Below are 26290 nucleotides of genomic sequence, written 5' to 3'. Positions count from 1 at the left end.
GAGCAGCTGTGACCACACGCATCCACCCCCTGTCCAGGAGACGCTTCCTCACCGCGACCGGCATGGTCGGCGCCGGCGTCGTCCTCGCGAACTGCGGCGGCGGCTCGCAGTCGCCCGGCGCCGAGCCGGCCGAGGGCGACGGCGGCGCCAGCGGCTACGACGGACCGAACGTCGAGCTGGCGTTCTGGAACGGCTTCACCGGCGGCGACGGCCCGTTCATGCAGGAGCTCGTCGACACGTTCAACTCCGAGAACCCGAACATCGCGGTCACGATGACGGTGATGGAGTGGGCCGACTACTACGCGAAGGTCCCGACGGCGGTGCAGTCCGGCAACGGGCCCGACGTCGGCATCATGCACATCGACTCGCTGCCGACCAACGCCGCCCGCAACGTCATCGTCCCCCTCGACGACGTCGCGTCGGCACTGGACCTGAAGGAGGGCGACTTCGCCGACGCGGTCTGGGGCGCCGGCGAGTACGACGGGCAGCGCTACGGCATCCCGCTGGACATGCACCCGCTCGGGATGTTCTACAACAAGACCGTCCTCGAGTCCGCCGGCCTGGACCCGGAGAGCCCGCCCATGGACCGGCAGTCCTACGAGGCCGCGCTCGAGGCGCTGGCGTCCGCCGGGATCCAGGGGCACTGGATGTCGCCGCACCCGTTCACCGGCAGCATGACGCTGCAGTCGCTGATCTGGCAGTTCGGCGGCGACCTGTTCAACGAGGACGGCACCGAGGTCACCTGGGCCGAGGACCCCGGCGTGCAGGCGCTGACCTGGATGGTCGACGCGGTCAACACCGGCTGGAGCCCCAAGGACGTCGGCCAGGACGCCGACGCGATCGCGCTGCAGAACGGCCAGGCCGCGTTCAACTGGAACGGCATCTGGAACATCAACACGCTCAAGGAGATCCCCGACCTGCAGTGGGGCGTCGCTCCGCTGCCGAACATCGGCGGCACCGACGCGGCGTGGGCGGGCTCGCACAACTTCGTCATCATGCGCCAGCGCCAGGCCGACGACGACAAGCTGGCGGCGTCCCGGGTGTTCATCAACTGGGTCAGCCAGCAGTCCATCGCATGGGCCGAGGGCGGCCAGGTGCCCGCCCGCAACGAGGTCCGCGAGTCCGCCGAGTTCGAGGCGCTCCCGGAGCAGGCCGCGCTCGCCCAGCAGGTCGACTACCTGCACTTCCCGCCGTCGGTGCCGGGGATCAGCGAGGCGTTCGCCGACTTCGACCAGGCGCTCAACGAGGCGGTGCTGCTGACGAAGGAGCCGGCGGCCGCGCTGTCCGAGGCGGCCGAGCGGGCCTCGAAGAAGCTGGAAGAGAACCGCGAGCGGTACGACGGGTAGCGCCGTGGCGACCACCGCGCCGGCGGCGCCGCCGGCCTCCCCCACCCGCATCAGGCGGCACGCACCCTGGACGCCGTACGCGTTCATGGCGCCGTTCCTGGTCGTGTTCGCGACGTTCGTGCTGGCGCCGGCGGTGCTCGGGATCTGGATGAGCCTGCACGACTGGGACTTCATGCTGCCGAGCAAGCCGTTCATCGGGCTGGACAACTATCTCGCGCTGTTCGACTCGACGTCGGCCGTGTTCGAGGAGTTCTGGAACGGCATGCGCGCGACCGCGATCTTCACCGTCGCGAGCGTCCCGTTCCTGGTCGCGGTCCCGCTCGGGCTGGCGGTGCTGCTGAACCGCCGGTTCCCCGGCCGGACGTTCTTCCGAGCGGTCTTCTTCATGCCCTACGTGCTCGGCGTCGCCGTCGTCGGGCTGCTGTTCCGGTTCATGCTCGACCCGAACATCGGCATCGTGAACGGCCTGCTCGGAACGACGACGCCGTGGATCACCGCCCAGCCGTGGGCGTGGATCAGCCTGGTCGCGATGACGGTGTGGTGGACGCTCGGCTTCAACACGATCATCTACCTGGCCGGGCTGCAGGACATCCCGCGCGAGCTGTACGACGCGGCGAAGGTCGACGGCGCGTCGGCCTGGCAGGTGTTCCGGAACGTGACGCTGCCCGGGCTGCGCACGGTGCACCTGTTCGTCGTGACGATCACGATCCTGGCCTCCGCGAACATGTTCGGGCAGGCGCTGCTGGTGACCAACGGCGGACCCGGCGACTCCACCCGGACGGCGCTCATCGTCATGCTCGCCGAGGGCCTGGAGTCGTTCCGGATGGGCAGCGCCGCGGCGATGTCGTACCTGCTCGCGATCTTCCTGGGGATCGTCTCGATCGTCCAGGTGCTGGCCATGCGGGAGAGGAGGCCGCGATGGCGCTCCTGACCCGCCCGTCCCGGTCCAGCGAGGACGACCGGGCGACGACGGCGTCCGGCTCGCGCGGGGCGCCCGGCGGCCTCGCCCGGCGGGGCATGTTCTGGCTGTTCCTGCTGGTCCTGACGGTGATCTTCATCGGGCCGATCGTCTGGATGTTCCTGACGTCGATCAAGACGAACCCCGAGGCGACCGCAGTCCCGCCGACGCTGCTGCCGTCGTCGCCGACCTTCGACGCCTACGAGGGGCTGCTGCGCCTCGATGGCGCCTACCCGGTGCTGCGCTGGTTCCTCAACAGCCTGCTCGCGGCGACGCTGCACATGGTGCTGGTGCTGGCGATCGCGTCGACGGCGGCGTACGCGCTGGCCCGGCTGCACTTCCGCGGCCGTGGCGCGCTGTTCGTCGTGATCGTGTCGACGCTGTTCATCCCCGGTTTCGTGTTCCTCATCCCGAACTACCTGATCATCGACCGGCTCGGCTGGCTGGACACCGTCTGGGCGCTGGCCGTGCCGGGCGCGGCCGGCGCGTTCGGGGTGTTCTTCCTGCGCCAGTTCTTCGCCATGCTCCCCGGCGAGCTGGAGGAGGCGGCGCTGATCGACGGCGCCAACCAGTGGCAGATCTTCACCCGCATCGTGCTGCCGAACTCGAAGCCGGCGCTGGCCACGCTCGCGGTGCTCTCGTTCCTGTCCAACTGGAACGACTTCGTCTGGCCGATCTACGTCCTGTTCAGCCCGGAGCGGCTCACGCTGCCGGCCGGGCTGCGGCTCCTGCAGGGCGCGTACACCACCGACTACCCCGTCATCATGGCCGGCGCGTTCGTCGCCAGCGTCCCCGTCCTGATCCTGTTCCTGTTCACGCAGCGCTACGTCATCGAGGGCGTCTCGCGCAGCGGACTGAAGGGATGATCGCGTGATCCGAATCCCCCTGCTCGGCGCCGTCGTGCTGATCGCCGGGCTGCTGGCGCCGTCCGCCGCCACGGCGGAACCGGCAGCTGACCCCGTCACCCGGAATCCGATCTCGAGCGAGTTCTCCGACACCTACGCCGACCCGGCCGTGATCCGCGGCAAGGACGGCTGGTGGTACCTGTACGCGACCAGCGACCCGTTGCACGAGGCGCCGAGCGAGTTCGGGCTCATGCACATGGCCCGGTCGCGCGACTTCGTCGACTGGGAGTACCTGGGGACGGTGTTCGAGGAGGGCGACCGGCCTTCGTGGACCACCGGAGGCTCGTTCTACTGGGCGCCGGACATCCGCTACGTCGACGGGCAGTACGTCCTGTACTACACGGTCACCGACACCGTCGCCGAGCCCGGGCAGTGGAACTACGCCATCGGGGCCGCGACGGCGCCGACCCCGGCCGGCCCGTGGACCGACTCCGGCGGGCCGGTCGTCGCGCCGCGGCCGGTCGGCGACGGCAACTACTTCAACACCATCGACCCGGCGCTGCTGTCGGCGTCGGACGGGAAGCGCTACCTGTACTTCGGCGGCTTCCACGGCGGCCTCTGGGTGACCGAGCTGGACGCGTCCGGGCTGCGCGCCGTCGGATCGCCCACGCAGGTCACCGTCGGCGACCGGTACGAGGGCTCGTTCGTCGTCGAGCGGGACGGCTGGTACTACCTGACGGCGTCGTCGGCGAACTGCTGCGCCGGGCCGGTCACCGGGTACAGCGTCTACGCCGGCCGGTCGCAGAGCCCGCTCGGCCCGTTCCTCGACCACGAGGGCGTCTCGATGCTGGACTCGCGGGTCGGCGGGACGCAGGTGCTGGCGCAGAACGGCAACCGCTGGATCGGCGTCGGGCATCACACGATCGTCACTGACGTCGCAGGTCAGGACCACATCGTCTATCACGCGATCGACCGGGACGATGCCTGGCTGGACGCGCCCGGCGGCGTCAACGAACGGCCGACGCTGATCGATCGGCTCGACTGGATCGACGGCTGGCCGGTCGCGCGGGCCGGCGCCGGACCGTCCGACACCCCGCAGCCGGCGCCGGTGACGGCGTCGTCGCTCGGGATCGAGTCGGCTGCGCCCGCATCGAACGGGGCGCTGCGCGGCGACTGGTCCGCGGGGACGGATTCCGTCGGCGACGGCGGCGACGTCGCGGTGCTGTCGGGTGCGGCCCGGACGGCGGAGTCCGCGCCGAAGGACGTGCGGGTCGAGGCGGACGTCCAGGTGTCCGGAGCGTTCACCGTCGAGGTCGCGCGGTCCGGGCGCAACGGCGTCACGGTGGCCGTCGACGCCCTGGAGCGGACGCTGACCGTCACGTCGACGCAGGGCCGCCGCGTCGTCGGCGACTCCACGCCGTTGCCGGCCCGGTACGACGGCGACGAGTGGACGGCGCTCTCGGTCGAGGTGCGCGACGGCCGCGTGGTCGCGCGGCTGGCCGAGAGCCGGCTCGGCGACGCCGACGCCGAGGTCGCCCTCGACCTGCCTCGCGGCGTGGCCAAGCCCCGCCCCGTCACGCTGGCGGCGTCCGGCGGCGAGGCGCGGGTCGACAACCTCACCGTCGTCGCGGCGCACGAGCCGGTGACGGAACGCGTCGACGAGCCGGCCGCAGGTGACACCGTCGTCGATGAACAGTTCGACGGGTCCGCGCCCGGCGCGGGCTGGGAGTGGGTGCGGCCGTCGTCGTCGGTGACCGTCGGCGAGGGCGTGCTGCGCTGGCCGCTGGAGTCCGTCGACGTCGTCGGCGCCGGCAACACCGGGCCGCTGCTGCTGCGTACGCCGCCCGACGGCGACTGGATCGCGGAGACGAAGCTGCACCTCGACCTCGGCTCCGGGACCATCCGCAACTACCAGCAGGCCGGGCTGATCGTCCGCGTGGACGACGACGACCTGCTGCGGCTCGGCGACGTCGCGATCTGGGGCACGCGCCAGGTCGAGTTCGGCAAGGAGCTGGACGAGAACGGCGCCCTGCGGTGGGGCGCGCACCTCGGCGGGCCTGTGGCGTCGACGATGTGGCTGCGGATCGCGCACACGCGGGACCCGGAGACCGGCGAGCACCGGTACCGGTCGGCGTCCTCGCGCGACGGGGTCAGCTGGCGGTGGGGCGCGACGTGGACGCTGCCGGCGGACACGTCGCCGCAGATCGGGCTGTACGCCGGCGGCGGCGCCACCCCGGCCAGCGTCGCGACGTTCGACTGGTTCCGTCTGTACGAGGCTCGATGAGGATCGGTCTCTTGGCGGCGGTGCTCGCGCTGACCGCGTGCACCGCCGCCGAGCCGGACCCCGTCGAACCCGATCCCGCTGAACAGGAGACCAGCACCGTGGGCTTCACGAACCCCGTCGTCGACCGCGACTTCCCCGACCCCGCCGTCATCGAGGCCGACGGCGGCTACTACGCGTACGCGACGAACTCGCGGCTCGGGAACGTGCCGGTCATGACGTCGCCGGACCTGGTGACGTGGGAGCCGGCCGGCGACGCGATGCCGGTGCTGGCGCCGTGGGTGACCGGCGGGCGGACCTGGGCGCCGGAGATCGCCGTCCACGCGCCGGACCGGTACGTGCTCTACTACACGGCGCTGGGGACGGCGTCGGGGCGGCAGTGCGTGGGCGTGGCGGTGGCGTCGTCGCCGTCGGGCCCGTTCGTCGACGAGTCCGCGGAGCCGCTGATCTGCCAGGCCGACGAGGGCGGCTCGATCGACGCGAGCCCGTTCACCGACGCCGACGGCGCTCGCTATCTGCTGTGGAAGAACGACGGCAACGCCGTCGGCGTCGACACCTGGCTGTATGCGCAGCCGCTGTCGCCCGACGGGTTGTCGCTCGTGGATTCGCCGGTCCGGTTGATGAAGCAGGACCAGCCGTGGGAGGGGAACCTGGTCGAGGCGCCGTTCCTGTGGCTGCGCGACGGCACGTACTACCTGTTCTACTCGGCCAACGCCTACGACACCGCCGCGTACGCCGTCGGCTACGCCGTCTGCGAGGGTCCGCTGGGGCCGTGCTCGAAGCCCTCGGAGGAGCCCGTGTTGGCGTCGACGGAGGACGCGGCCGGGCCGGGGCACTGCGTGCTGGTCGAGAAGGACGGCCGCACCTGGATGGTCCACCACGCCTGGCCGCCGGAGTCGGTCGGCTCGGCGCTCCCCGGCCGGACGATGTGGCTCACCGAGGTGACCTGGTCCGACGGCGTCCCGGTCCTGGACGGCCCGCGGGCCTCGGTGGACGTCGTGCCCTGAGTCATGGCGCTCTTTCCGCTGCTCTGGCAGCAGAAGAGCGCCATCAGCCGTCGACGGTGACGTCGATGGTGTGCCAGCCGGAGGCGCCGTCCGGCACGGGCGGCGCCTCCTCGGAGGTCTGTACCTCGCCGTCGGCGGTGGTGGCGCGGACCGTCAGCCGGTGCTCACCCGGCTCGGCGTCCCACTCCCACACCCACTGCCGCCAGGTGTCGGCGCTCGGGACGGCGGCCAGCCGCGCGGCGTTCCAGTCGCCGTCGTCGACCCGGACCTCGACGGCGTCGATGCCGCGGTGCTGTGCCCACGCGACCCCGGCGACGGCGACGGTACCGGCGTCGACGTGGGCGCGGCTGTTCGGGACGTCGATGCGCGACGCGACCTTGACCGGCCCCTTCTCGGCCCAGCCGCGGGTCGTCCAGTAGGCCTCGAAGTCGGCGAACCGGGTCACCTCGAGCTCGACCACCCACTTGGTGGCGCTGACGTAGCCGTACAGGCCGGGGACGATCATGCGGACCGGGAACCCGTGCGCGACGGGGAGCGGCTGGCCGTTCATGCCCACCGCGAACAGCGCGTCGCGGCCGTCGGTGAGCACGTCGAGCGGGGTGCCGGCGGTCCAGCCGTCCTGCGACGTGGAGCGGACGGCGTCGGCATCGGCCGTCGGTCGGGCGAGCGCCAGGACGTCGGCGATGGGGATGCCGGTCCACAGCGCGTTGCCGATGAGGTGGCCGCCGACCTCGTTGGACACACAGTTCAGCGTCAGCCAGCGGCTCTCGAGGCCCATGCCGACGAGCTGGTCGTAGTCGAGCTCGACCTCGTTCTCGACCATGCCGTGCACGCGCAGCGTCCAGTCCTCGGCCCGGACCAGCGGCTCCGAGAGCGCGGTGTCGATGCGGTAGAAGTCCTGGTTGGGCGTGCGCCACGGCTCGCCGCCGTCGACGACGAGGTCGACCCCGTCGGGCGGCGTGGCCCGCGGGAGGTCGATGGTGCTCGCCAGGTCGTCTCGCGACGTCTCGACCCCGGCCCGCCGAGCGCCGAGCAGCTGACCGAGCCCGCTGCCGACAACGGCGAGGCCCGCGGTGATGCCGGCGGCGGTGAGGAACGATCGTCTCGTCGGCGCCGATGGGGGTGACGGCGTCAGCTGCGGTTGCGGTGTGGTCGGCCCGGTCGCCTTGCCGACGAGCCAGCTCAGGGTCGGCAGCGCGACGATCCCCGCCGCGACCGTGGGGATGAGGTCGGCCATGGTGGTGTCGGGCCGGCTGTTGACCGCGAACCCGGCGATGACCAGCAGCGCCGTCGCGGCGAGCATCCCCCAGCCCTTGCGGCGGGCCGTGAGCAGGCCGATCAGCGCGCCGAGGACGACCAGCACCACGCCCATGCCGACCAGCAGCGCCGTCTTGTCGTGGGTGCCGAACGTCTGGATCGCGAAGTCCTTGAGCCAGGACGGCGTGTGGTCGATGAACTCCTCACCGACCGCCACCACCGGCGTCTCGGCCCGGCCCAGCGCACCGGCGACCACCTCGGCGGCGGCGAGGCCCAGTCCCAGCGAGAGCACGCCGGCCAGCGCGGGCGGCCACCACGGGCGGTGTGGCGTAGCCGGCGGGGCGGTCTCCGGCGCTGCCGTCACGGAATCGGTCACCCTCCGATCATCCTCCCGGCCTCGCCGCGCGCCCAGGTGACCGTCATGATCGTCAGCGAAAGTTCAGAATCGGGGTTGGCCGGGAGGATGAGGTGGGCCGGGGTGACGAGGTTGGCTCCCCGTCCCCCTGCTGCCCAGTCTCTTAACCCCGCACGCGCGCCTCAAGTCCGCGCCCTCTGTGGTCGGCTCTCACTGTGGCTTCCGGGGCTTGGACTTGACCCGCACGCACGGGGCCAAGAACTCTGGCAGCTATCAGGGGGACGGGGAACACCCTGGGCACGCCTCGCCGTCATCTTGCGGCGCGCCTGGGGCTGTGGACAGCGATGATCATCAAGGATCGCCCACATCACGAGGCTTACCCGAGCCTCAACACGATTGCAGGCGTGTCGAGGCTCGGGTAAGCGTGGTGGGCGGCCCAGCAAACACCCCGAAAGGTGCGGGCCCGCCGACCACCCACCCGTCGCCAGACTCCCCCCGTCCCCCTGATAGCTGCCCGTTCTTAGACCGCGGGGAACCGGGTCAAGTCGAAGCCCCGGAAGCCACAGCGGCAAAGCAACCACAGAGGGCGCCGACTTGAGGCGGGTCCCCGCGGCTAAGAGAATGGGCAGCAGGGGGACGGGGGGAACCCAGCTCAACCCAACGCAGCGAGATATGGGGCGATCCCTCGGAAGGCCTGGCCTCGGTGCGAGATCGCGTCCTTCTCCTCCGGCGACAGCTCGGCGGTGGTCCGAGTCGACCCGGAGGCCACGAAGATCGGGTCGTAGCCGAACCCGTTGGTTCCCCGCGGCGAACGCACCACGACCCCGTCGCACCGCCCCTCCGCGACGAACGAAGAACCGTCGGGCAGGGCCAGCGCCGCCACGCACACGAACGCGGCCTGCCGGGCCGAGTCCGGCACGCTCTCCAGTTGCGCGAGCACCAGCCGCAGGTTGGCGCCGTCGTCGCCGTGCACCCCGGCCCAGCGGGCCGAGAACACGCCGGGCATCCCACCCAGAGCGGCGACCGACAGGCCCGAGTCGTCGGCCAGCGCGGGCAACCCCGTCGCCGCCGCCACCGAGCGGGCCTTGAGCAGGGCGTTCTCCTCGAACGTCAGCCCCGTCTCCTCGACGTCTTCCACACCGGGGAACGACGACACCGCGACCAGCGAGACCGGGGCCCCGGCCGACGACAGGATCCGCGAGATCTCCGGAATCTTGTGCGCGTTCCGAGTGGCGAGTACGACCTTCACCCGACCAGCGCCGCGTTCTGCAGGTCGGTCAGCTCCTTGCAGCCGGAGCCGGCCAGCGCGAGCAGCGAGTCCAGCTCGGAGCGGTCGAACGGCGCGCCCTCGGCCGTGCCCTGGACCTCGATGAAGCGGCCGTCGCCGGTCATGACGACGTTCATGTCGGTCTCGGCGCGCACGTCTTCCTCATAGCAGAGGTCGAGCAGCGGGACGCCGTCGACCACGCCCACGGAGATGGCGGACACGGAGTCGGTCAGCACCTTCTTGTCCGACGACACCAGCTTCTCCGCGCGCATCCACTCGACGGCGTCGTAGAGCGCCAGGTACGCCCCGGTGATGGCGGCCGTGCGGGTGCCGCCGTCGGCCTGCAGGACGTCGCAGTCGATGACCAGCGTGTTCTCGCCCAGCGCGGCGGTGTCGATGATGCCGCGCAGCGACCGGCCGATGAGCCGCGAGATCTCGTGCGTGCGCCCGCCGATGCGGCCCTTGACCGACTCGCGGTCCGAGCGGGTGTTGGTCGAGCGCGGCAGCATGGCGTACTCGGCCGTCACCCAGCCGAGGCCGGAGCCCTTGCGCCAGCGCGGCACGCCCTCGGTGACCGACGCGGCGCAGAGGACGCGCGTCTTGCCGAACTCGACGAGCACCGAGCCCTCGGCGTGGTCCAGCCACCCCCGGGTGAGCCGGACGGTGCGGAGCTGATCGGCGCTGCGGCCGTCGATACGGGTCATGCCGCCCAAGCTATCGCCTACTCGACGGTCGCAGCGCCGAACCCCCGTGACAGAAGGTCCGAACCCCTCCCTCAGAACGTCCGGATCGCGATCTCCGCCGGCGCGGAGAACAGCGACACCAGCTCGTCGTCCAGCTTCACCAGGGTCAGCGAGACGCCGGCCATGTCCAGCGACGTGCAGTACTCGCCGACGTAGTTGCGCCCGACGGTGATCCCGCGGTCCGAGAGCTGCTCGTGCGCGCGGCCGTACAGGATGTACAGCTCGCTGATCGGGGTGCCGCCCAGCCCGTTGATCATCAGCGCGACGTTGTCGCCGCGCTCGTACGGCAGGTCGGTGACGACGGCCTCGAGCAGCTCGTCGATGATCGCGTTCGCGTCGGCCAGCTTCTCGCGGCGCCGGCCCGGCTCGCCGTGGATGCCGACGCCCATCTCCATCTCGTCGGCGCCGAGCTCGAACAGCGGCGAGCCCTTGGCCGGCGGCGTGCACGACGTCAGCGCCATGCCCATGGTCCGGGTGACGGAGTTGACCTTGTCGCCGATGCGGACCAGCTCGTCGAGGTCGGCGCCCTGCTCCGACGCCGCCCCCACCGCCTTGATGACGAAGAAGTTGCCGGCCACGCCGCGCCGCCCGACGGTGTACGTCGAGTCCTTCACCGCGACGTCGTCGTCGACGACGACGGTCTTGATGGTGACGCCCTCGGCCTCGGCCAGCTCGCGGCCCATGTCGAAGGCCATGCGGTCGCCGGTGTAGTTGTTGATCAGGTGCAGGACGCCCTTCGGCGTGTTGAGCAGCTTGCTGGTCTCGAGCACATAGTCCATGGGCGGCGCCGAGAAGACGTCACCCGGACAGGCCGCGTCGAGCATGCCCCTGCCGACGACCATGACGTGCGCCGGCTCGTGCCCGGAACCGGAGCCCTGGATGATCGAGACCTTGTCGTCGCTGGGCGCGTCGGAGCGCATGATCAGGTTGTACTCGGGCACGTAGCGCAGCGTGTCGGGATTGGCCAGCGCGATGCCCTTGAGCATCTCGGGCACGAACTGCTTCGGGTCGTTGACGAACTTCTTCACAGCGCCTCCTCCGGCTTGGTTGCGGGAGCGGCGTGGTCCGCCCATCCCCCGGCGATGCGTTCGGCCATGACGGCGACGGCGACGGCGCCCGCGTCGAGCGTGCCGATGCTGCGTTCCCCCGTGTACGCAGCTCGGCCCCGCTTGGCGATCAGCTCGCGGGTCGCCTCCGCTCGTTCGCGCGCCGTCGCCGCCGCCGCGTCCAGTGCCGCCTGCCCGTCCGCGCCGGTGGCCAGCTCGGCCTCCAGCCGGTCGACGGCAGGGATCAGCGCGTCCAGCAACGTCTTGTCGCCGACGTCGGACTGGCCGCGCGTCTTGATCCCCTCGATCGCCGCACGCAGCATGGCGATCGCGTCCTGTGTGGTGACGGCGGTCCGATCGCCCGCCGTCGACCCGGCGCGGAGGAACGCCGTCCCCCAGATCGGCCCGGACGTGCCGCCGATGCGCCCGGTGATGGTGATGGCGACCTTCTTGAGGAACGTGCCGATGTCGCTGCGGTCGATGCCGTCCCAGTCGGCCAGCACGATCTCGAAGCCGCGGGCCATCGAGTAGCCGAAGTCGCCGTCGCCGACGACGGCGTCGAGGTCGCCGAAGTAGGTCTCGTTGTCGACGGCCGTCTGCGCGATGGTGCGCACGACGTACTCGACAGCGGAGAAGCTCGGATCGGCCATCTATGCCTCCTTCAGCAGCGCGGCCACGTCGTCGAGCGTGATCCACTCGCCGGGCCGGGCCGCGGTGCGGTTGGCCAGCACGGTCGTGTGCTCGCCGTCCGGGTCGCCCAGGGTGGTGACCACCAGGGCGGCCTCGGAGAAGTCCTCGTTCTCCGTGTAGCCGTTGACCGTGACCAGGCAGGAGAGCCCGGCTCCGCGGGCGGCGAGCAGCCCGTTGCGGCTGTCCTCGACGACGACGACGGCGTCCGGCTCGGCGCCCAGCCGGTCCAGGGCGAGCAGGTAGATGTCCGGTGCCGGCTTCTTGCGCGGCACGATGTCGCCGGCCAGGACGGTGAAGCCGGCGGCCCGCTCGTCCCCCACCACGTGCGTCAGGACGGCGCGCACCGACGGTTCCGCCGACGTGGACGCGACGGCGAGTGCCCAGCCCGCGGCGGCGGCCTCCTCGACCAGCCGCGCGACGCCCGGCCGCCCGGGCAGCCGGCCCTCGGCCACCATCTCGGTGTAGAGCTGGGTCTTGCGCCGGTGCCAGCGGGCCAGCACCTCGCGCTGCCCGTCCTCGTCCGCCGGCAGTCCGGCGGCCGCGACGAACGACGGCGTCAGCAGGCTGGCCATGCGCTCCTTGCCGCCGCCGATCAGCAGCTTCTCGGCGTACTCGTCCTCGCTCCAGTGCACCGGCAGGCCGAACTCGGCGAACGTCTGGTTGAACGCGGGCAGGTGGCCGTAGCGCTCGGTGTCGGCGAGCACGCCGTCGCAGTCGAAGACCAGCGCCGGCACGCCCGTCACCAAGCCTTCCCGGCGCTGCCGAACTGGCGCATGAAGTCCGCCGACATCTCCAGCACGTCGGCGCGGACGGCCTTGAACAGCGACGGCGGGTCCCAGCTGTCGCGCCGCTCGGCGCCGCGCAGGTACTCGAGGTTGGACTGCATGAACGTCACCTTGAGCGCGGTCGAGATGTTGACCTTGGCGCAGCCGCGGGCGATGAGGTCGGCGAACTGGGCGTCGGTCATGCCGGTCCCGCCGTGGAGGGCGATCGGGATCGGCTCGGCCTCGACGATGTCGGTGACCCGCTGCGCGTCCAGCTTCGGCTCGGCCTTGTAGCGGCCGTGCGCGTTGCCGATCGCCGGCGCGAACACGTCGACCCCCGTCGTGCGGATGAACGTCAGCGCCGTCTCGAGCGACTGCCGCTCCGCCTCCTCGTCCGAGCCGACGCCGTCCTCGACGCCGGTGATCGACTCGATCTCGCCCTCGACATGGGCGCCGACGGCGCGCGCCTCGGCGACGACCTCGACGGTCTGGCGCTGGTTCTCCTCGACCGGCAGCGCCGACGCGTCGAACAGCACGCTGTTCCAGCCCTTGCGCAGGCAGTCGGTGATGACCTGCCGCTCCGGGCAGTGGTCCAGGTGCAGCGCGACGGGCACCTCGATGCCGGCGGTCATCTCGCGCCACATCGCGAACAGCAGGTCCAGTCCGATCGACTTCACCGTCTTCACCGACGTCTGGACGATCACCGGCGCCCGCTCCTGGACCGCCGCCGCGAGGACGGCCTCCATGCTCAGGTCGTTGACGACGTTGATGGCGGCGACGCCGTACCGCTCGGCGAAGGCCCGGTCCAGGATCTCCCTCGTGGGCACCACGGGCACGCGGCCCACCCCCTTTGCGATCTGCCTCGACGCTAGGTCGCGGGTGGCGGCGGGCGCCTCGGGGAACCTCCCCGTCTGTCTGCGGGATTTCCCTACCTTTGGGGGACGGCGTCAGCGTGCGGCGCCGCGGGCGGCGACCTCGGTGCGGCTGCTGGCGCCGGTCTTGCGCAGGACGGCGCCGACGTGCTTCTCGACGGTCTTGACGGAGATGTTCAGCCGCTCGGCGATCTGCTTGTCGCGCAGCCCGCGTTCGAGCAGATCGCGGACCTCGCGCTCGCGGACGGTGAGGGCGGCGCCGTCGGGCCCGGGCTGCGTGGGCCCAGGCAGGCCGTCGCGGACGCTGGCCGAGAGCGTGATGCCGCCGTGCGCCGCCGCCAGCACGGCGCGGGCCAGCTCCGGACCGTCGGCGTCGGGCCCCACGCAGCCGCGCGCGCCGGCCCGCAGCGCCTGCCCGATGAGCGGGTCGCCGGAGCGCGCCCCCATGAGCACGACCGCCGCGCCGGCGTCCTCGGCGACCAGCTGCCGGGTGCACTCGACGCCGTCGTGACCCCCGAGGTAGGCGTCGACCAGCACGACGTCGGGCTGCAGCAGCCGGTACGCGTCGAGCAGCGCGTGCGGGCGGTCGATCTCGGCGACCACCTGCACGCCGGGCTCGGCGGCCGTGAGCAGCCGGACCAGCCCGGCCCGCGTGACCGGCTGGTCGTCGACGACGAGGACGCGCAGCCGGTGCGTGGCGCGGCTCCCGGTCGCGTCGGGGCCGCCGTCGCCGCCCGGCTGGTACGGCAGGCTCGCGCGGATCTGCGTCCCCCAGCCCGGGGTCGACTCGACGTCGACGGTGCCGCCGTACGTCCGCGCCCGGGCGACGATGCCCCGCAGCCCGAACCCGTGGCCGGAGTCCGTCGTCCGGTCGAAGCCGCGGCCGTCGTCCTGCACCATGAGCACGAGCCCGTCGGTGCCGTAGACGATGCCGACCCGCGCCGACGCCGCCCCGGCGTGCTGGACGATGTTGGTGAGCGCCTCTTGGGCGATGCGGAACGCCTGGTGCGCGACCTCGGAGGTCAGCGGCGCCGGCTGCCCGGCGACGACCAGCTTGGCGTCGAGGTTGCCGGTGGCGCGGGCCCACGCGACCTCGACCCCGACGGCCTCCTCGAGCGAGTGCCCTTCGAGCAGCGACGGTGGCAGCCCCAGCGCCGTCCGCCGCGACTCCGCCAGCGCCCCGCGGGCCGCCTCGCGCGCTGCCGCCAGTTGCCCGCCGTCGGGCCCCTCGGTCGTGACGCCCTCGAGGTGGACGAGCACGGCGGCCAGCCCCTGCGCGACGCTGTCGTGGACCTCGCGGACCAGCCGCTCGCGCTCGGCGGCCGTGGCCTCGGCGCGGGTACGCTCCTCGAGCTGCTCGTGCATGCGCGCGTTGACGATCGCGATGGCGGCATGCTTGGCGAACAGCTCGAGCAGCCGCGCGTCGTCGTCGGTGAACCTGCGCTCCGGGTCGCGGCTGAACACGATGCACGCGCCGATGACCGCGCCGCGCCAGGCGATCGGCACCCCGATGACCCCGTGCAGCGTCGCCCGGTCGGCCGGCGCCACGTGGCCGCCGGGGACCTGCGTGTACTCGTCGAACATGAGCGGGCCGCGCGCGGCGACGACGGCGCCGGTCATGCCCTCGGAGAGCGGGAAGCTGCGGCCGGACTGGCAGGCGATGCCGAAGTCGGCCTCCTTGCGGTACACGCCCGCGGTCTCGTCGACGCTGCAGATCGAGCCGGCGTCCGCGCCGAGGAGCTCCACCGAGCGGCGCAGGATGCGGTCGAGCAGCGGGCGAAGCGAGAACTTCCCGGCCAGGTCCTCGACGACGGACGCGAGCGCGTCGGCCTGCGCCTGGGCCTGAACGGCCAGGTCGGCGTCCTGCTGTGGTCGGCTCACGGCCCCTCCACGGCGGTGTGGGAAGCACTCGCCCTGGCATCGTACGGCCGCCCCGCCCCGATCCAGACCCCTCGACCGAGTTGATCATGGAGAAGGTCGGCTCCCAGATCGCTCGGGAGCCGACCTTCTCCATGATCAACTCGGTCGAGGGGTCTGGCGGCGAGCAGCGCGAATCGCCTGCGTACCGACGGTGTGACGGGTTACGTTCGGGATCGTGGAGCGCAGGGCGGCGCCGAAGCACCGCCGGTCGTCCGGGTCGCGGGCGCCCGGCCGGCGCCGCACGCTGTTCACCGTCGCCGGTATCGCCGGCGAGGTCCTGCTCACCGTCGGCGCGCTGGTGCTGCTGTTCGTCGTCTACACGTTCTGGGGCACCGGGCTGCAGACGGCGGCCGCCCAGGACGACCTGCGCGACCAGTTCGAGCAGCACCTGCTCGCCCGCGCCGACGAGCCGGCAGGCAGCGACACCGGCGCCCAGACGGAGACCGATGCGCAGACGGAGCCCGAACCTCTCGAGCTCGGCGACGCCTACGGGATCCTGCGCATCCCGCGCTTCGGCGACGACTGGGAGCGCATCGTCGTCGAGGGCACCGAGCCCGGCGACCTCGAGGACGGCCCCGGGCACTACGTCGACAGCGTCGACCCCGGCCGGCTGGGCAACTTCGCCGTCGCAGCACACCGGTCCGGGCACGGCGAGCCGTTCGCGCGCTTCGCCGAGCTGCGCGAGGGCGACGTGGTCGAGATCGAGACCGTCGAGGGCGTGTTCCGGTACGAGCTCGACGACGCACCGGACGGGGACGACGACGGCAACGTCATCGAGTCGACGGAGCTGTGGGTCGTCGACCCCGTCCCCGGCGAGCCCGACGACACCGAGCCCACCGAGGCCCGGCTGACGCTGACGACGTGCTGGCCGCGGTGGGGGTCGGAGAAGCGGATGTTCGCGACCGGTGTGCTGGTGGACGAGCAGCCGCGGACTCAGTAGAGCATCAGCGGGTAGACCTCGAAGATCGACCCGTACTGGACGCCCAGCCGCGGGCCGGTCATCCGCGCGAACATGCCGAGGAAGTCGCGCGGCTCCGGGTGGCCGGGCAGCGCGCCGAGGTAGCCGGCGTGCGCCTCGAGCGAGCGCACGCCCAGCTCGAACGTGTCGGTGATGTCGACGCCGTGGGCCGCCTCGAGCGAGCCGGCCGCCCAGATGGCGCGGACCTTGTTCCACGGCTCGAGGCCCTCGTCGAGCAGCTCGGTGAAGACCCAGCGGTTGCCGGCGTCGCGGGCGCCGTCGAGCACGGCCTTGCCGGTGGCGATGTGGTCGGCCTGGTTGAGCATGCCGGGGCCGAAGGTCTCGTGGAAGTTGCCGGTGATGACGATGTCGGGACGGTGGCGGCGGATGACCCGGGCGACGTCGCGGCGCAGCGGCAGGCCGTACTCGACGACGCCGTCGGGATAGCCGAGGAACTCGACCACGTCGACGCCGACGACGGCGGCGGCGTCGCGCTCCTCCTTCTCGCGCAGCGGCCCGGTCTGCTCCGGCGGCATGGTGTCGATGCCGGCCTCGCCGCTGGTGACCATGCAGTACACGATCTGCTTGCCCTGCGCCGTCCACCGCGCGATGGCCGCGGCGGCGCCGTACTCGACGTCGTCGGGGTGCGCGGCGATGACCAGCGCGCGGTCCCAGTCCTCGGGCAGCGGCTCGAGCGGCGTCGTCGGGACCGGGAAGGGCGGCACGAACGCCTCCGCGTCCTCCGGCTGTTCGGGCGCGACCGTGTTGTCCGTCATCAGACCTCCCAGTGTCCCCCCGGCGCGGCGAGCTCCACCGGGCCGTCGTAGACCGCGCTCGCGTGCTCGGCCGCACGCCGCGGGTCGCCCCATGGTGGCACGTGCGTGACGACGAGTCGACGGGCCCCGGCGGCGGCGGCGTGCTCGCCGGCCTCGCGCCCGGTCAGGTGGATGCCGGGCGGGTTGTCGGCGCCGTCGGTGTAGGCGGCCTCGCAGAGCAGCAGGTCGGCGCCGCGGGCCAGGTCGACCAGCGCGGGCGTGGCCGCGGTGTCGCCGGAGTAGACCAGCGACCGCCCCTCGTGCTCGACGCGGACGGCGTACGCGGGGACGGGGTGCTCGACCCGCACGACCCGCACCGTCAGGGAGCCGACGGCGATCGCTTCGGCCGGGGAGGCGGGGTAGGTCCGGAAGTCGAACTCGCCGGACAGCCCGGGGTCCTGCTCCTTGCCGTAGGCGGCGGCCATGCGCTCGGCGGTCTCGTCCGGCCCGTACACCGGGACCCGCCGCGATGACGGCACCCCGTAGCGCAGCGCGACGTAGAGCCCGCACAGGTCCATGCAGTGGTCCGGGTGCAGGTGGCTGAGGACGACGGCATCCAGCTCGGCCAGTCCGGCCACGCCCACGAGCCGCTGCAGCGGGCCGAGCGCGCCGTTGCCGAGGTCGAGCACCAGCCGCGCGCCGCCCGCCTCGACCAGGTAGCCGGACGCGGGCGAGTCCGGCCCGGGCATCGACCCCGAGCACCCCAGGACGGTGAGCCTCAAGACCCGACCACCAGGTTGCGGCCCACGACCGGCAGCTCCGACGTCTCTTCGACCGACGCGATCTCGGGGCCGAGGAACCGGCGGCCCAGCTCGCGGAACGGCCGCGCGTCGCCGGTGGAGCGGAACTGGTGCGTGGGCGGCGGCAGCGCGTCGTCGCGCATGAGGCGGTGGTCGACGAGCGTGCGGTAGACGTCCTTCGCGGTCTCCTCGGCGCTGCTGACCAGCGTGACCGCCTCGCCCATGACGTACGAGACGACGCCGGTGAGCAGCGGGTAGTGGGTGCAGCCGAGGACCAGGGTGTCGACGCCCGCGTCGCGCACAGGCTGCAGGTACTCGCGGGCGACGGACTCGAGCTCCGGGCCGTGGGTGATGCCGGCCTCGACGAACTCGACGAAGCGGGGGCAGGCCTGCGTCGTGATGGAGAGGTGCGGCGCGGCGGCGAAGGAGTCCTCGTAGGCGCGCGACGTGACGGTGGCGCGGGTGGCGATGACGCCGACGGTGTTGTTGCGGGTGGCGGCGACGGCGCGGCGCACGGCCGGCTGGATGACCTCGACGACGGGGATGTCGTAGCGCTCGCGGGCGTCGCGCAGGACCGCGCTGCTGGCCGAGTTGCACGCGATGACCAGCATCTTCACGCCCTCGTGGACAAGGGTGTCCATGACGTCGAGGGCATACTCACGCACCTGCGCGATGGGCCGCGGCCCGTACGGTCCGCGCGCGGTGTCGCCGACGTACAGGACGGGCTCGTGCGGGAGCTGGTCGAGCACGGCCCGGGCGACCGTCAGACCGCCCACTCCGCTGTCGAAGATCCCGATCGGTGCGTCGTTCATCGGAGCAAGAGCGTACGCCGACGGGCGGACGCTGGCGCTCAGACGTGGCGAACGCCACGCCGCCGCCGTCGTGACGGTGGTTACGCCCGGCGGTAGTCGAGGACGACGTGGCCGCTGCCGAACGTCTGCACGTCGGTGAGCTCGAACGCGACCGGAGCGAACCCCGTCGTGAACAGTGGCACCCCGGACCCGGCGACCATGGGGTACTGCTTGACCACCATGCGGTCGATCTCCGGCAGCACCGCACCGGCCAGCCCGGCGCCTCCGGCCAGGTAGATGTCCAGCGACGAGTCCTCGGCCTTCAGCCCGCGCACGAACTCGAGCGGGTCGCCGTCGACGATGGTGACGGCGGGATCGGGCGACTCGAGCGACCGCGAGACGACGTACTGCCGCAGGTGCGCGTACGGGCTGGTGACGCCCACGTCGAGCGCCGGCTGGTAGGTGCGCCGGCCCATGACGACGGTGTCGAAGCGCGAGTTCGGGACGCCGTCGATGCGGCCGAACTGGCGGGCGTGACTCGGCAGGGCGTCGCCGTACTGCGAGAACATCCAGGTCGTGTACTCGTCGGACATCGGGAAGAACTCGACCTCGTCGCCCGGACCCGCGATGAAGCCGTCGATGGACTGACCGATGTAGTAGACCAGCTCACGCATCGGATTACCGTACGTCAGGCCCAGAGCTGGCCGTCGAGGCGGTCCTCGGCCTCGTCGACGGTGCCCTCGTACGCTCCGGTCGACAGGTACTTCCAGCCGCCGTCGGCGACGATGAACGCGATGTCGGCCCGCTGCCCCGCGTCGACGGCCTTGCGGGCGATGCCGAGGGCGGCGTGCAGGACGGCGCCCGTGGAGATGCCGGCGAAGATGCCCTCGAGCTCGAGCAGCTGCCGCGTGCGCTGGACGGCGTCGTGCGGGCCGACCGAGAAGCGCGACGTCAGCACCGTCTCGTCGTACAGCTCCGGCACGAACCCCTCGTCGAGGTTGCGCAGGCCGTAGACGAGCTCGCCGTAGCGCGGCTCCGCGGCGACGACCTGCACGTCGGGCAGCTTCTCGCGCAGGTACCGCCCGACGCCCATGAGCGTCCCCGTCGTGCCCAGGCCCGCGACGAAGTGGGTGATCTCGGGCAGGTCCTCGAGCAGCTCCGGGCCGGTGGCCTCGTAGTGCGCGAGCGCGTTGCCGGGGTTGCCGTACTGGTAGAGCATGACCCAGTCCGGGTGCTGTGTTGCGAGCTCTTTCGCGACGCGGACGGCCTCGTTGGAGCCGCCCGCGGCCGGCGACGGGATGATCTCGGCACCCCACATGCGCAGCAGCTGACGCCGTTCCTCGGACGTGTTCTCGGGCATGACGCAGACCATGCGATAGCCCTTGAGCTTCGCCGCCATGGCCAGCGCGATGCCGGTGTTGCCCGACGTCGGCTCGAGCAGCGTGGCGCCCGGCGTCAGCCGTCCGTCGGCCTCGGCGGCCTCGATCATCCGCAGCGCCGGGCGATCCTTGACCGAGCCGGTCGGGTTGCGGTCCTCGAGCTTGGCCCAGAGCCTGACCTGCGGCGACGGCGACAGCTTCGGCAGCCCGACCAGCGGCGTCCGGCCGAGGGAGTCGAGCAGGGAGTCGTAGCGCATGGTGGGTCTGCGCGTCAGCGCGCGCCGCCGGCGACCGCCGGCAGGACCGTCACGCTGTCGCCGTCGTTCAGGGGTGTCTTCTCGGCGCCGAGGAAGCGCACGTCCTCGTCGTTGACGTACACGTTGACGAACCGGCGCAACGAGCCGTTCTCGACCAGGCGGTCGCGCAGCCCCGGGTGCCGGCTCTCGAGGTCGTCGATGAGCGCGGCCAGCGTGTCGCCGGCGCCCTCGACGGTCTTCGCGCCGCCGGTGTACTGGCGCAGGATCGTGGGGATGCGGACCTCGACGGCCATCGGACGGCTCCTGGACTGTTTCGCGGGCTGGTTGTCACACACCGCAACGGCGGTGCACGGTCCCATCATTCCCCATCGGTGACCTGCACCTCTTCCTCGGTCACCACGCCGTCCACGATCCGGAACGACCGGAACTCGTAGGTGTCGGGCTCGCGGGTGGAGACGAGGACGTAGTGCGCGCCCGGCTCGTTCGCGTACGCGATGTCCGTGCGCGACGGGTACGCCTCGGTGGCCGTGTGCGAGTGATAGATGACGACGGGCACCTCGTCGTTGTCGTCCAGCTCGCGATAGAGGCGCAGCAGGTCCATCGAGTCGAACTCGTAGAACGTCGGCGACCTCGCCGCGTTGAGCATCGGGATGAGCCGCTCCGGCCGGTCGCTGCCCTCCGGCCCGGCGATCACACCGCACGCCTCGTCCGGGTGATCCCTGCGGGCATGCTCCACGATGGCGTCGACGAGGTCACGGCGGATGCTCAGCACGGTTGCCAGGATAGTGAGCCGGTGTTCGAGGTGGGCTCCCCGTCCCCCTTCCGTGTCCGTCTCGTCCGGTTTGCCAGGCTGTGGACAGCGAAGATCATCAAGGATCGCCCACATCACGAGGCTTACCCGAGCCTCAACACGATTGCAGGCGTGATGAGGCTCGGGTAATCGTGGTGGGCGGCCCAGCCAACGCCACGAAAGGTGCGGGCCCGCCGACCACCCACCCGTCGCCAGACTCCCCCCGTCCCCCCGATAGCTGCCAGAGTTCTTGGCCGCGGGGACCCGGGTCAAGTCGAAGCCCCGGAAGCCACAGCGAAACAGCACCACAGAGGGCGCCGACTTGAGGCGGGTCCCCGCGGCTAAGACACTGGGCAGCAGGGGGACGGGGAACCTCAGTCCAGCGCCGACGACAGGGTCCGGACCAGCGTCTCCTGGACCCAGCCGAGCCAGTCGTAGACGTCGTGGACGTGACGCCGGGGGTCGTTCTCGTCGAGGCGGAGCCAGTCGTCCTCGTCGCTCTCGGCGACGCCGAGTCGCGTCCCCAGGGCCAGCCGCAGGTCGGTCAACGTTCGCAGCCAGGCCTCGGACTCGTCGGCGTCGAGCTCGATGCGGATCTTCTCGCGTTCCTTCTCCGACAGCCCGGCACCGTCGGCCGTGGCCAGCGAGGCGAGCACCGTCGCCGCCGTCGCCGCCTTGCGGTCGCGCAGGCCGCGCTCGGTGAACCGGCGGAAGTCGGAGGCGGCCTCGGCGTCCTCGCGGTAGCCGTCGGGGAAGAGGCGGAGCAGCACCGGGTCGGTCGGCCGCGACGGGGCGCCCTCGTCGGCGAGGCCGAGCTCGGCGGCCCAGCGGTCGCCGGCCTTGAGGTCGGCGGGGTCGTCGCGCACCAGCTCGAGCAGCTGGCCCACGAGGGAGCGCAGCAACTCGACCTCGACGACGTGGAACGACGCGGCGACGACGCCTCCGCGAGCTCGACGGAACGCGGTGCTCAGACTCGGTCCCCCGCCTTCTGCAGCGTGGCCCACAAACCGTAGGAGTGCATCGCCTCGACGTCGCGCTCCATCTCTTCACGCGTGCCGGAGGACACGACCGCCTTCCCCTTCTCGTGCACGTCGAGCATCAGCTTCTCGGCCTTGGTCTTCGGATACGCGAAGTATGCCTGAAAGACGTAGGTGACATACGACATGAGGTTGACCGGGTCGTTCCACACCACGGTGACCCAGGGCACGTCGGCCTTGGGGACCTCCTCGGCCTCCGGGCGCTCGATCTCGACGGGTGCGGTCATCACGGCCCCCAATGGTGTCATCTTCCGGCCATCACCCCGCGCCGTCCTCGCGCTGACATGCACAACCGTGCCTCGGACCGACCTTGTTCCGCCGGCCCACGACATCTCATCATCCACCCCGCGCCACGCCTTCGCCAGTCTCGGCATGATCCGGGCCATTCGTGGCGCAGCCGCATACTCTGGTGCTTGTGTCGGCTACGACGGCCCTGCTCACCGACCATTACGAGCTGACGATGCTGCAGGCGGCGCTCGCTCGGGGCACCGCCGGACGGCGGTCGGTGTTCGAGGTGTTCGCCAGACGCTTACCCGGCGGTCGCCGGTACGGCGTGGTCGGCGGGACCGGCCGGCTGCTGGACGCGATCGAACGGTTCTCGTTCGACGACGACGCACTGGTGTTCCTCGAGCAGCAGAACGTCGTCGACGGTGCCACGCTCGCCTGGTTGTCCGATTACCGGTTCAGCGGCGACGTCTGGGGCTACGGCGAGGGCGAGACGTACTTCCCGAACTCGCCACTGCTGGTCGTCGAGTCGACGTTCGCCGAGGCCGTCGTGCTCGAGACCCTGGCGCTGTCGGTGCTGAACTTCGACTCCGCGGTCGCGACGGCGGCCTCACGGATGACGACGGCGGCAGGCGCGCGGCCGTGCATCGAGATGGGGTCGCGGCGCACCCACGAGCAGGCGGCCGTCGCCGCGGCGCGGGCCGCCTACATCGCGGGCTTCACCACCACCAGCAACCTCGAGGCCGGCCGCACGTACGGCGTTCCCACGGCCGGGACCAGCGCGCACTCGTTCACGCTGCTGCACGACACCGAGCGCGACGCGTTCACCGCCCAGGTCGACTCTCTGGGCAAGGGCACGACCTTGCTGGTCGACACCTATGACGTCGACGAGGCGGTCCGGCTGGGCGTCGAGATCGCCGGACCCGAGCTGGGCGCCGTGCGGCTGGACTCCGGCGACCTGCTGTCCCTGGCGACGGAGGTGCGCGCGCTCCTCGACTCCCTCGGCGCCCGCGACACCCGCATCGTCGTCACCAGCGACCTCGACGAGCACGCCATCGCCGCGCTGGCCGCCGCCCCCGTCGACGCGTACGGCGTGGGCACCCGGCTGGTGACGGGGTCCGGCTCGCCCACCGCGGGCATGGTCTACAAGCTCGTGGCCCGCGAGGACGACGACGGCACCATGGTCTCGGTCGAGAAGAAGAGCCCCGACAAGATCAGCCATGGCGGCCGCAAGTTCGCGCTGCGCCGCCGCAACCGCCGCGGGGTTGCCGAGGCCGAGGTCGTCGGCGTGGGTCGCCAACCGGTCGACGACGGCAACGACCGACCTCTGCTCATCCCCCTCGTCCGCGGCGGCGAGACCATCGGCCGCGAGCCGCTGACCAGCGCCCGCGAGCGGCACGAGCGCTCCCGCGCCGAGCTTCCCCCCACCGCGCTGCAGCTCTCGCGCGGTGAGCCCGCCATCCCGACCCGCTGGGAGGACCGCTCATGAAGCGCGCACTCATCGTCGTCGACGTGCAGAACGACTTCTGCGAGGGTGGCAGCCTCGCCGTCGCGGGCGGCGCCGACGTCGCGTTCGGCATCGCCGAGGTGCTCAAGGCCTGGACCGACGGTGACCCGTGGGAGCGACGCTACGACTACGTCGTCGCCACCCGCGACCACCACATCGACCCCGGCGACCACTTCTCCGACTCCCCCGACTACATCGACAGCTGGCCGCGGCACTGCGTGGCCGGCACCGACGGCATGGCCTTCCACCCCAACCTCGACCCGCAGCCGTTCGACGCCGTCTTCGACAAGGGCCACTACCAGGCGGCCTACTCCGGCTTCGAGGGCTCGTCGCACGACGACGTCGCCCTGGCCGACTGGCTGCGCGCCCACGAGGTCGACACCGTCGAGATCGCCGGCCTCACCACCGACCACTGCGTCCGCGCGACCGCCGTCGACGCCGCCCGGGCCGGTCTGGCGACGACGGTCCTGCTGCACCTGACCGCCGGGGTGGCTCCGGGGACGACGGCGGCGGCGCTCGATGCGATGCGGGCGGCCGGCGTGCGGCTCGAGGGCGAGCCGATCCTCCGCTGACGCCGTCGGCCCGGTCAGACGGCCGGCGTGGCCGCCTCGCGGGCGTCGAGCAGCTCGTCCCAGTGCGCCGCGCCCCACGCGCAGAGCGCCTCGATGACCGGGAGCATGCTGCGCCCGAGCGGCGTCAGCGCGTACTCGACGTGGCGCTCCGGGCCGGGCCGCTCGGTGCGGGTGACCAGGCCGTCGCGCTGCAGGTTCCTCAGCGACGCGGTCAGGGACTTCGCGCTGACGGTGCGCAGCGGCACCCGCAGCTCGGAGAACCGGCGCGGGCCGTCCTCGAGGCAGCGGACGACCATGCCGGCCCACTTGTCGGCGAACCGCAGCGGGATCAGGGTCGACGGGCAGACGGGGTCGAACATGTGGGGATCGAGCGGCGCGCGCATGGGTTCACGGTACTGACCTCGGTGGTCACCGCGGGGTAACCAGGGGCCCGCCTAGCGTCCGCGTCATGACGACGATCGTGGTGTTCGGAGCCGGCGGACGAGCCGGGCGGGCGGTGCTGGCCGAGGCGGCCGCACGCGGGTGGACGGCGACGGCGGTGGTCCGCGACCCGGCGCGGCATCCGGACCTGGGGAACGACGGCGGCAGCTCGGTCCGGATGGTGGCCGGCGACGTGACCGACGGGGACGCCGTCGCCACCCTGTCGGCGGGGCACGACGCGGCCGTCCACGCGGCGGCTGATCTCGGCACGCCCGCAGCGCAGTTCTTCCCTGCTGCCGCGTCGGCGCTGCTCAGCGGCCTGGCCGAGGCGGAGGTGCCGCGGCTGGTCGCCGTCGGGCTGGCCTCGCAGCTGCCGGACGTGACCGGGCGCCCGCTGATCGACACGCCGGGCTACCCCGCCGAGTACCGCGACTTCATGGTCGGCCACGGGGCCGGGCTGGAGGTGTTCCGCACCGCGCACACCGTCGTCGACTGGCTGGTCGTCGCCCCGGCCGGTGACTTCGACCCCGGCGGCCCGCGGACCGGCCGGTACCGATTCGTCCCGGGCGACGCGGCGGCCCGGGTCTCGTACGCGGACCTCGCGGTCGCCGTCGCCGACGAGATCGAGCGGCCCCGGCACCACCGCCTCCACCTCGGGGTCGAGACGGCGTGAGCGGGTAGGGTCGGCGGGCGTGACCGTCGCCGTCTGGATGATCGCCGGCGCGCCCGGAGCCGGGAAGACGACCGTGGCGCGCAAGCTGGCCGCCCTGCTCGACCCCGTGCCCGCGCTGCTGGACAAGGACACCGTCTACGCGCCGTTCGTGGTCGCGACGCTGGAGGCGAACGGGCGGCCGTTCGGCGAGCGCGAGGGCCCCTGGTACGACGAGCACATCAAGGTGCACGAGTACGCGGGGCTCGCCGACACCGCCGCGGAGGTCCGGTCCGGCGGCTGCCCGGTGATCCTCGTCGCCCCGTTCACCGGCCAGACCCGCTCGCTCGAGCGCTGGGCCGCCTACGTCGAGCGGCTGGGTGGCGACCCGGTGCACCTGCTGTGGGTGCGCTCCGACGGCGACACGTTGCGCGAGCGGATCCTCGGCCGGGGCCACGACCGCGACGGTCAGAAGCTGGCGAACTTCGAGGAGTTCACCGCCGCGACCCTGCCGGACGTCGCGCCGCCCGCCCCGCACACCGAGATCGACAACCGCCGCGGCGCCGTGCCGTTGGACGATCAGCTGGCCGCGGTGGTGGCCGGGTTCGTTCGCTGACGCTTGGCACGCTCCAGCGTCGTCCTTGGCACGCCGCGAGTGACCAAACGCGCCCGAGATGTGGCTTTTGTGGAACGCTCCAGCGTGCCAAGGTGCGCCGGCAGCCGGGAGAGGCCTCCGCGCGGGTCTCCGGCTCGCTCGGCCAGCGCCCGGCTCTGTCGGTGCGTGCCCATAGGGTGGGTT

28 protein-coding genes are annotated in these 26290 nt (G+C 72.1%); 10 read left to right on the top strand and 18 right to left on the bottom strand.

Features of this window, described 5'->3' with window-relative positions; all coding sequences use genetic code 11:
- Window positions 1-8 precede the first annotated feature (8 nt).
- From HD601_RS16500 to HD601_RS16480, 5 genes are all read left to right on the top strand, one after another.
- The gene (locus HD601_RS16500; RefSeq protein ID WP_221441051.1) at window positions 9-1346 is read left to right on the top strand and encodes an extracellular solute-binding protein; all 1338 of its coding nucleotides are present in this window, start codon (window positions 9-11) and stop codon (window positions 1344-1346) included.
- 4 nt (window positions 1347-1350) lie between these two features.
- Window positions 1351-2277 carry a carbohydrate ABC transporter permease gene (locus tag HD601_RS16495; protein ID WP_221441050.1) on the top strand — a complete coding sequence of 309 codons (927 nt, stop codon included), beginning with the start codon at window positions 1351-1353 and terminating at the stop codon, window positions 2275-2277.
- Between the two features lie 86 nt (window positions 2278-2363).
- Entirely contained in the window at window positions 2364-3170 is an 807-nt protein-coding gene (locus tag HD601_RS16490) for an ABC transporter permease subunit (protein WP_184829964.1), read from the top strand.
- Between the two features lie 4 nt (window positions 3171-3174).
- The gene (locus tag HD601_RS16485) at window positions 3175-5433 is read left to right on the top strand and encodes a family 43 glycosylhydrolase (RefSeq protein ID WP_221441048.1); all 2259 of its coding nucleotides are present in this window, start codon (window positions 3175-3177) and stop codon (window positions 5431-5433) included.
- Window positions 5430-6437: a glycoside hydrolase family 43 protein gene (locus HD601_RS16480; RefSeq protein ID WP_184823580.1), complete on the top strand. Its 1008-nt coding sequence runs from the start codon at window positions 5430-5432 to the stop codon at window positions 6435-6437. Before HD601_RS16485 ends, HD601_RS16480 begins: the two co-directional genes overlap by 4 nt.
- 43 nt (window positions 6438-6480) lie before the next feature.
- Here HD601_RS16480 and HD601_RS33905 read toward each other — a convergent pair whose 3' ends face one another.
- The 8 genes from HD601_RS33905 to HD601_RS16440 all read right to left on the bottom strand — a co-directional run bounded on the left by HD601_RS33905 (window position 6481) and on the right by HD601_RS16440 (window position 15312).
- Window positions 6481-8070, bottom strand: coding sequence for a molybdopterin-dependent oxidoreductase (locus tag HD601_RS33905; RefSeq protein WP_221441047.1), 1590 nt, complete (start codon window positions 8068-8070; stop codon window positions 6481-6483).
- 631 nt (window positions 8071-8701) lie between these two features.
- Entirely contained in the window at window positions 8702-9298 is a 597-nt protein-coding gene (gene rdgB / locus HD601_RS16470; protein WP_184823578.1) for an RdgB/HAM1 family non-canonical purine NTP pyrophosphatase, read from the bottom strand.
- A complete protein-coding gene (gene rph, locus HD601_RS16465) occupies window positions 9295-10020 on the bottom strand; it encodes a ribonuclease PH (protein WP_184823576.1) in 726 nt (241 codons plus the stop codon). The genes rdgB and rph overlap by 4 nt, the downstream gene beginning before the upstream one ends.
- A 71-nt stretch (window positions 10021-10091) precedes the next feature.
- Complete coding sequence (dhaK, locus tag HD601_RS16460) at window positions 10092-11087, bottom strand: dihydroxyacetone kinase subunit DhaK (protein ID WP_184823574.1); 996 nt, start codon at window positions 11085-11087, stop codon at window positions 10092-10094.
- Window positions 11084-11755, bottom strand: coding sequence for a dihydroxyacetone kinase subunit DhaL (gene dhaL, locus HD601_RS16455; RefSeq protein ID WP_184823572.1), 672 nt, complete (start codon window positions 11753-11755; stop codon window positions 11084-11086). Before dhaL ends, dhaK begins: the two co-directional genes overlap by 4 nt.
- Window positions 11756-12538, bottom strand: coding sequence for an HAD-IA family hydrolase (locus HD601_RS16450; RefSeq protein ID WP_221441046.1), 783 nt, complete (start codon window positions 12536-12538; stop codon window positions 11756-11758).
- Window positions 12535-13395 carry a ketose-bisphosphate aldolase gene (locus HD601_RS16445; protein WP_184823569.1) on the bottom strand — a complete coding sequence of 287 codons (861 nt, stop codon included), beginning with the start codon at window positions 13393-13395 and terminating at the stop codon, window positions 12535-12537. The genes HD601_RS16450 and HD601_RS16445 overlap by 4 nt, the downstream gene beginning before the upstream one ends.
- A gap of 111 nt (window positions 13396-13506) precedes the next feature.
- Complete coding sequence (locus HD601_RS16440) at window positions 13507-15312, bottom strand: GAF domain-containing protein (RefSeq protein WP_184823567.1); 1806 nt, start codon at window positions 15310-15312, stop codon at window positions 13507-13509.
- Window positions 15313-15526: 214 nt separating this feature from the next.
- On the opposite strand from HD601_RS16440, the gene HD601_RS16435 reads away from it, so the two are divergent.
- Complete coding sequence (locus HD601_RS16435) at window positions 15527-16291, top strand: class E sortase (protein WP_184823565.1); 765 nt, start codon at window positions 15527-15529, stop codon at window positions 16289-16291.
- On the opposite strand, the gene HD601_RS16430 is transcribed toward HD601_RS16435, so the two are convergent.
- The 9 genes from HD601_RS16430 to clpS form a co-directional block, all read right to left on the bottom strand.
- Window positions 16285-17085, bottom strand: a complete 801-nt coding sequence (locus HD601_RS16430) for a PIG-L deacetylase family protein (protein ID WP_184823563.1) — start codon at window positions 17083-17085, stop codon at window positions 16285-16287. The genes HD601_RS16435 and HD601_RS16430 overlap by 7 nt on opposite strands.
- Window positions 17085-17846: an MBL fold metallo-hydrolase gene (locus HD601_RS16425; RefSeq protein ID WP_184823561.1), complete on the bottom strand. Its 762-nt coding sequence runs from the start codon at window positions 17844-17846 to the stop codon at window positions 17085-17087. The genes HD601_RS16430 and HD601_RS16425 overlap by 1 nt, the downstream gene beginning before the upstream one ends.
- A complete protein-coding gene (murI, locus tag HD601_RS16420; RefSeq protein WP_184823558.1) occupies window positions 17843-18676 on the bottom strand; it encodes a glutamate racemase in 834 nt (277 codons plus the stop codon). Before murI ends, HD601_RS16425 begins: the two co-directional genes overlap by 4 nt.
- Before the next feature lie 80 nt (window positions 18677-18756).
- On the bottom strand, window positions 18757-19329 hold the full coding sequence (locus HD601_RS16415) for a dihydrofolate reductase family protein (protein ID WP_184823556.1): 573 nt from the start codon (window positions 19327-19329) through the stop codon (window positions 18757-18759).
- Between the two features lie 14 nt (window positions 19330-19343).
- Entirely contained in the window at window positions 19344-20291 is a 948-nt protein-coding gene (locus HD601_RS16410) for a PLP-dependent cysteine synthase family protein (RefSeq protein ID WP_184823555.1), read from the bottom strand.
- Window positions 20292-20305: 14 nt separating this feature from the next.
- Complete coding sequence (locus HD601_RS16405; RefSeq protein ID WP_184823553.1) at window positions 20306-20584, bottom strand: MoaD/ThiS family protein; 279 nt, start codon at window positions 20582-20584, stop codon at window positions 20306-20308.
- Between the two features lie 65 nt (window positions 20585-20649).
- Window positions 20650-21072, bottom strand: coding sequence for a M67 family metallopeptidase (locus HD601_RS16400; RefSeq protein WP_343076506.1), 423 nt, complete (start codon window positions 21070-21072; stop codon window positions 20650-20652).
- A gap of 383 nt (window positions 21073-21455) precedes the next feature.
- On the bottom strand, window positions 21456-22085 hold the full coding sequence (locus tag HD601_RS16395; protein WP_221441045.1) for a DUF2017 family protein: 630 nt from the start codon (window positions 22083-22085) through the stop codon (window positions 21456-21458).
- Window positions 22049-22345: an ATP-dependent Clp protease adapter ClpS gene (gene clpS / locus HD601_RS16390; RefSeq protein ID WP_131983452.1), complete on the bottom strand. Its 297-nt coding sequence runs from the start codon at window positions 22343-22345 to the stop codon at window positions 22049-22051. The genes HD601_RS16395 and clpS overlap by 37 nt, the downstream gene beginning before the upstream one ends.
- A 233-nt stretch (window positions 22346-22578) precedes the next feature.
- On the opposite strand from clpS, the gene HD601_RS16385 reads away from it, so the two are divergent.
- Window positions 22579-23832 (top strand): nicotinate phosphoribosyltransferase, encoded by a 1254-nt coding sequence (locus tag HD601_RS16385; protein WP_246401347.1) that lies wholly within the window; start codon window positions 22579-22581, stop codon window positions 23830-23832.
- Complete coding sequence (locus tag HD601_RS16380; RefSeq protein ID WP_184823551.1) at window positions 23829-24422, top strand: isochorismatase family protein; 594 nt, start codon at window positions 23829-23831, stop codon at window positions 24420-24422. Before HD601_RS16385 ends, HD601_RS16380 begins: the two co-directional genes overlap by 4 nt.
- A gap of 14 nt (window positions 24423-24436) precedes the next feature.
- Here HD601_RS16380 and HD601_RS16375 read toward each other — a convergent pair whose 3' ends face one another.
- A complete protein-coding gene (locus HD601_RS16375; RefSeq protein WP_184823549.1) occupies window positions 24437-24805 on the bottom strand; it encodes a winged helix-turn-helix transcriptional regulator in 369 nt (122 codons plus the stop codon).
- 65 nt (window positions 24806-24870) lie between these two features.
- On the opposite strand from HD601_RS16375, the gene HD601_RS16370 reads away from it, so the two are divergent.
- Both HD601_RS16370 and HD601_RS16365 read left to right on the top strand, forming a co-directional pair.
- Window positions 24871-25515, top strand: coding sequence for an NAD(P)-dependent oxidoreductase (locus tag HD601_RS16370; RefSeq protein ID WP_184823547.1), 645 nt, complete (start codon window positions 24871-24873; stop codon window positions 25513-25515).
- A gap of 19 nt (window positions 25516-25534) precedes the next feature.
- Window positions 25535-26107: an AAA family ATPase gene (locus tag HD601_RS16365; RefSeq protein WP_221441044.1), complete on the top strand. Its 573-nt coding sequence runs from the start codon at window positions 25535-25537 to the stop codon at window positions 26105-26107.
- The last annotated feature ends 183 nt before the right edge of the window (window positions 26108-26290 follow it).

It is taken from the genome of Jiangella mangrovi (assembly GCF_014204975.1).
In the GTDB taxonomy this organism is placed as follows: Bacteria; Actinomycetota; Actinomycetes; order Jiangellales; family Jiangellaceae; genus Jiangella; species Jiangella mangrovi.
Note: the sequence above shows the minus strand (reverse complement) of the source record. Positions and strands in the feature narration are given on the sequence as shown.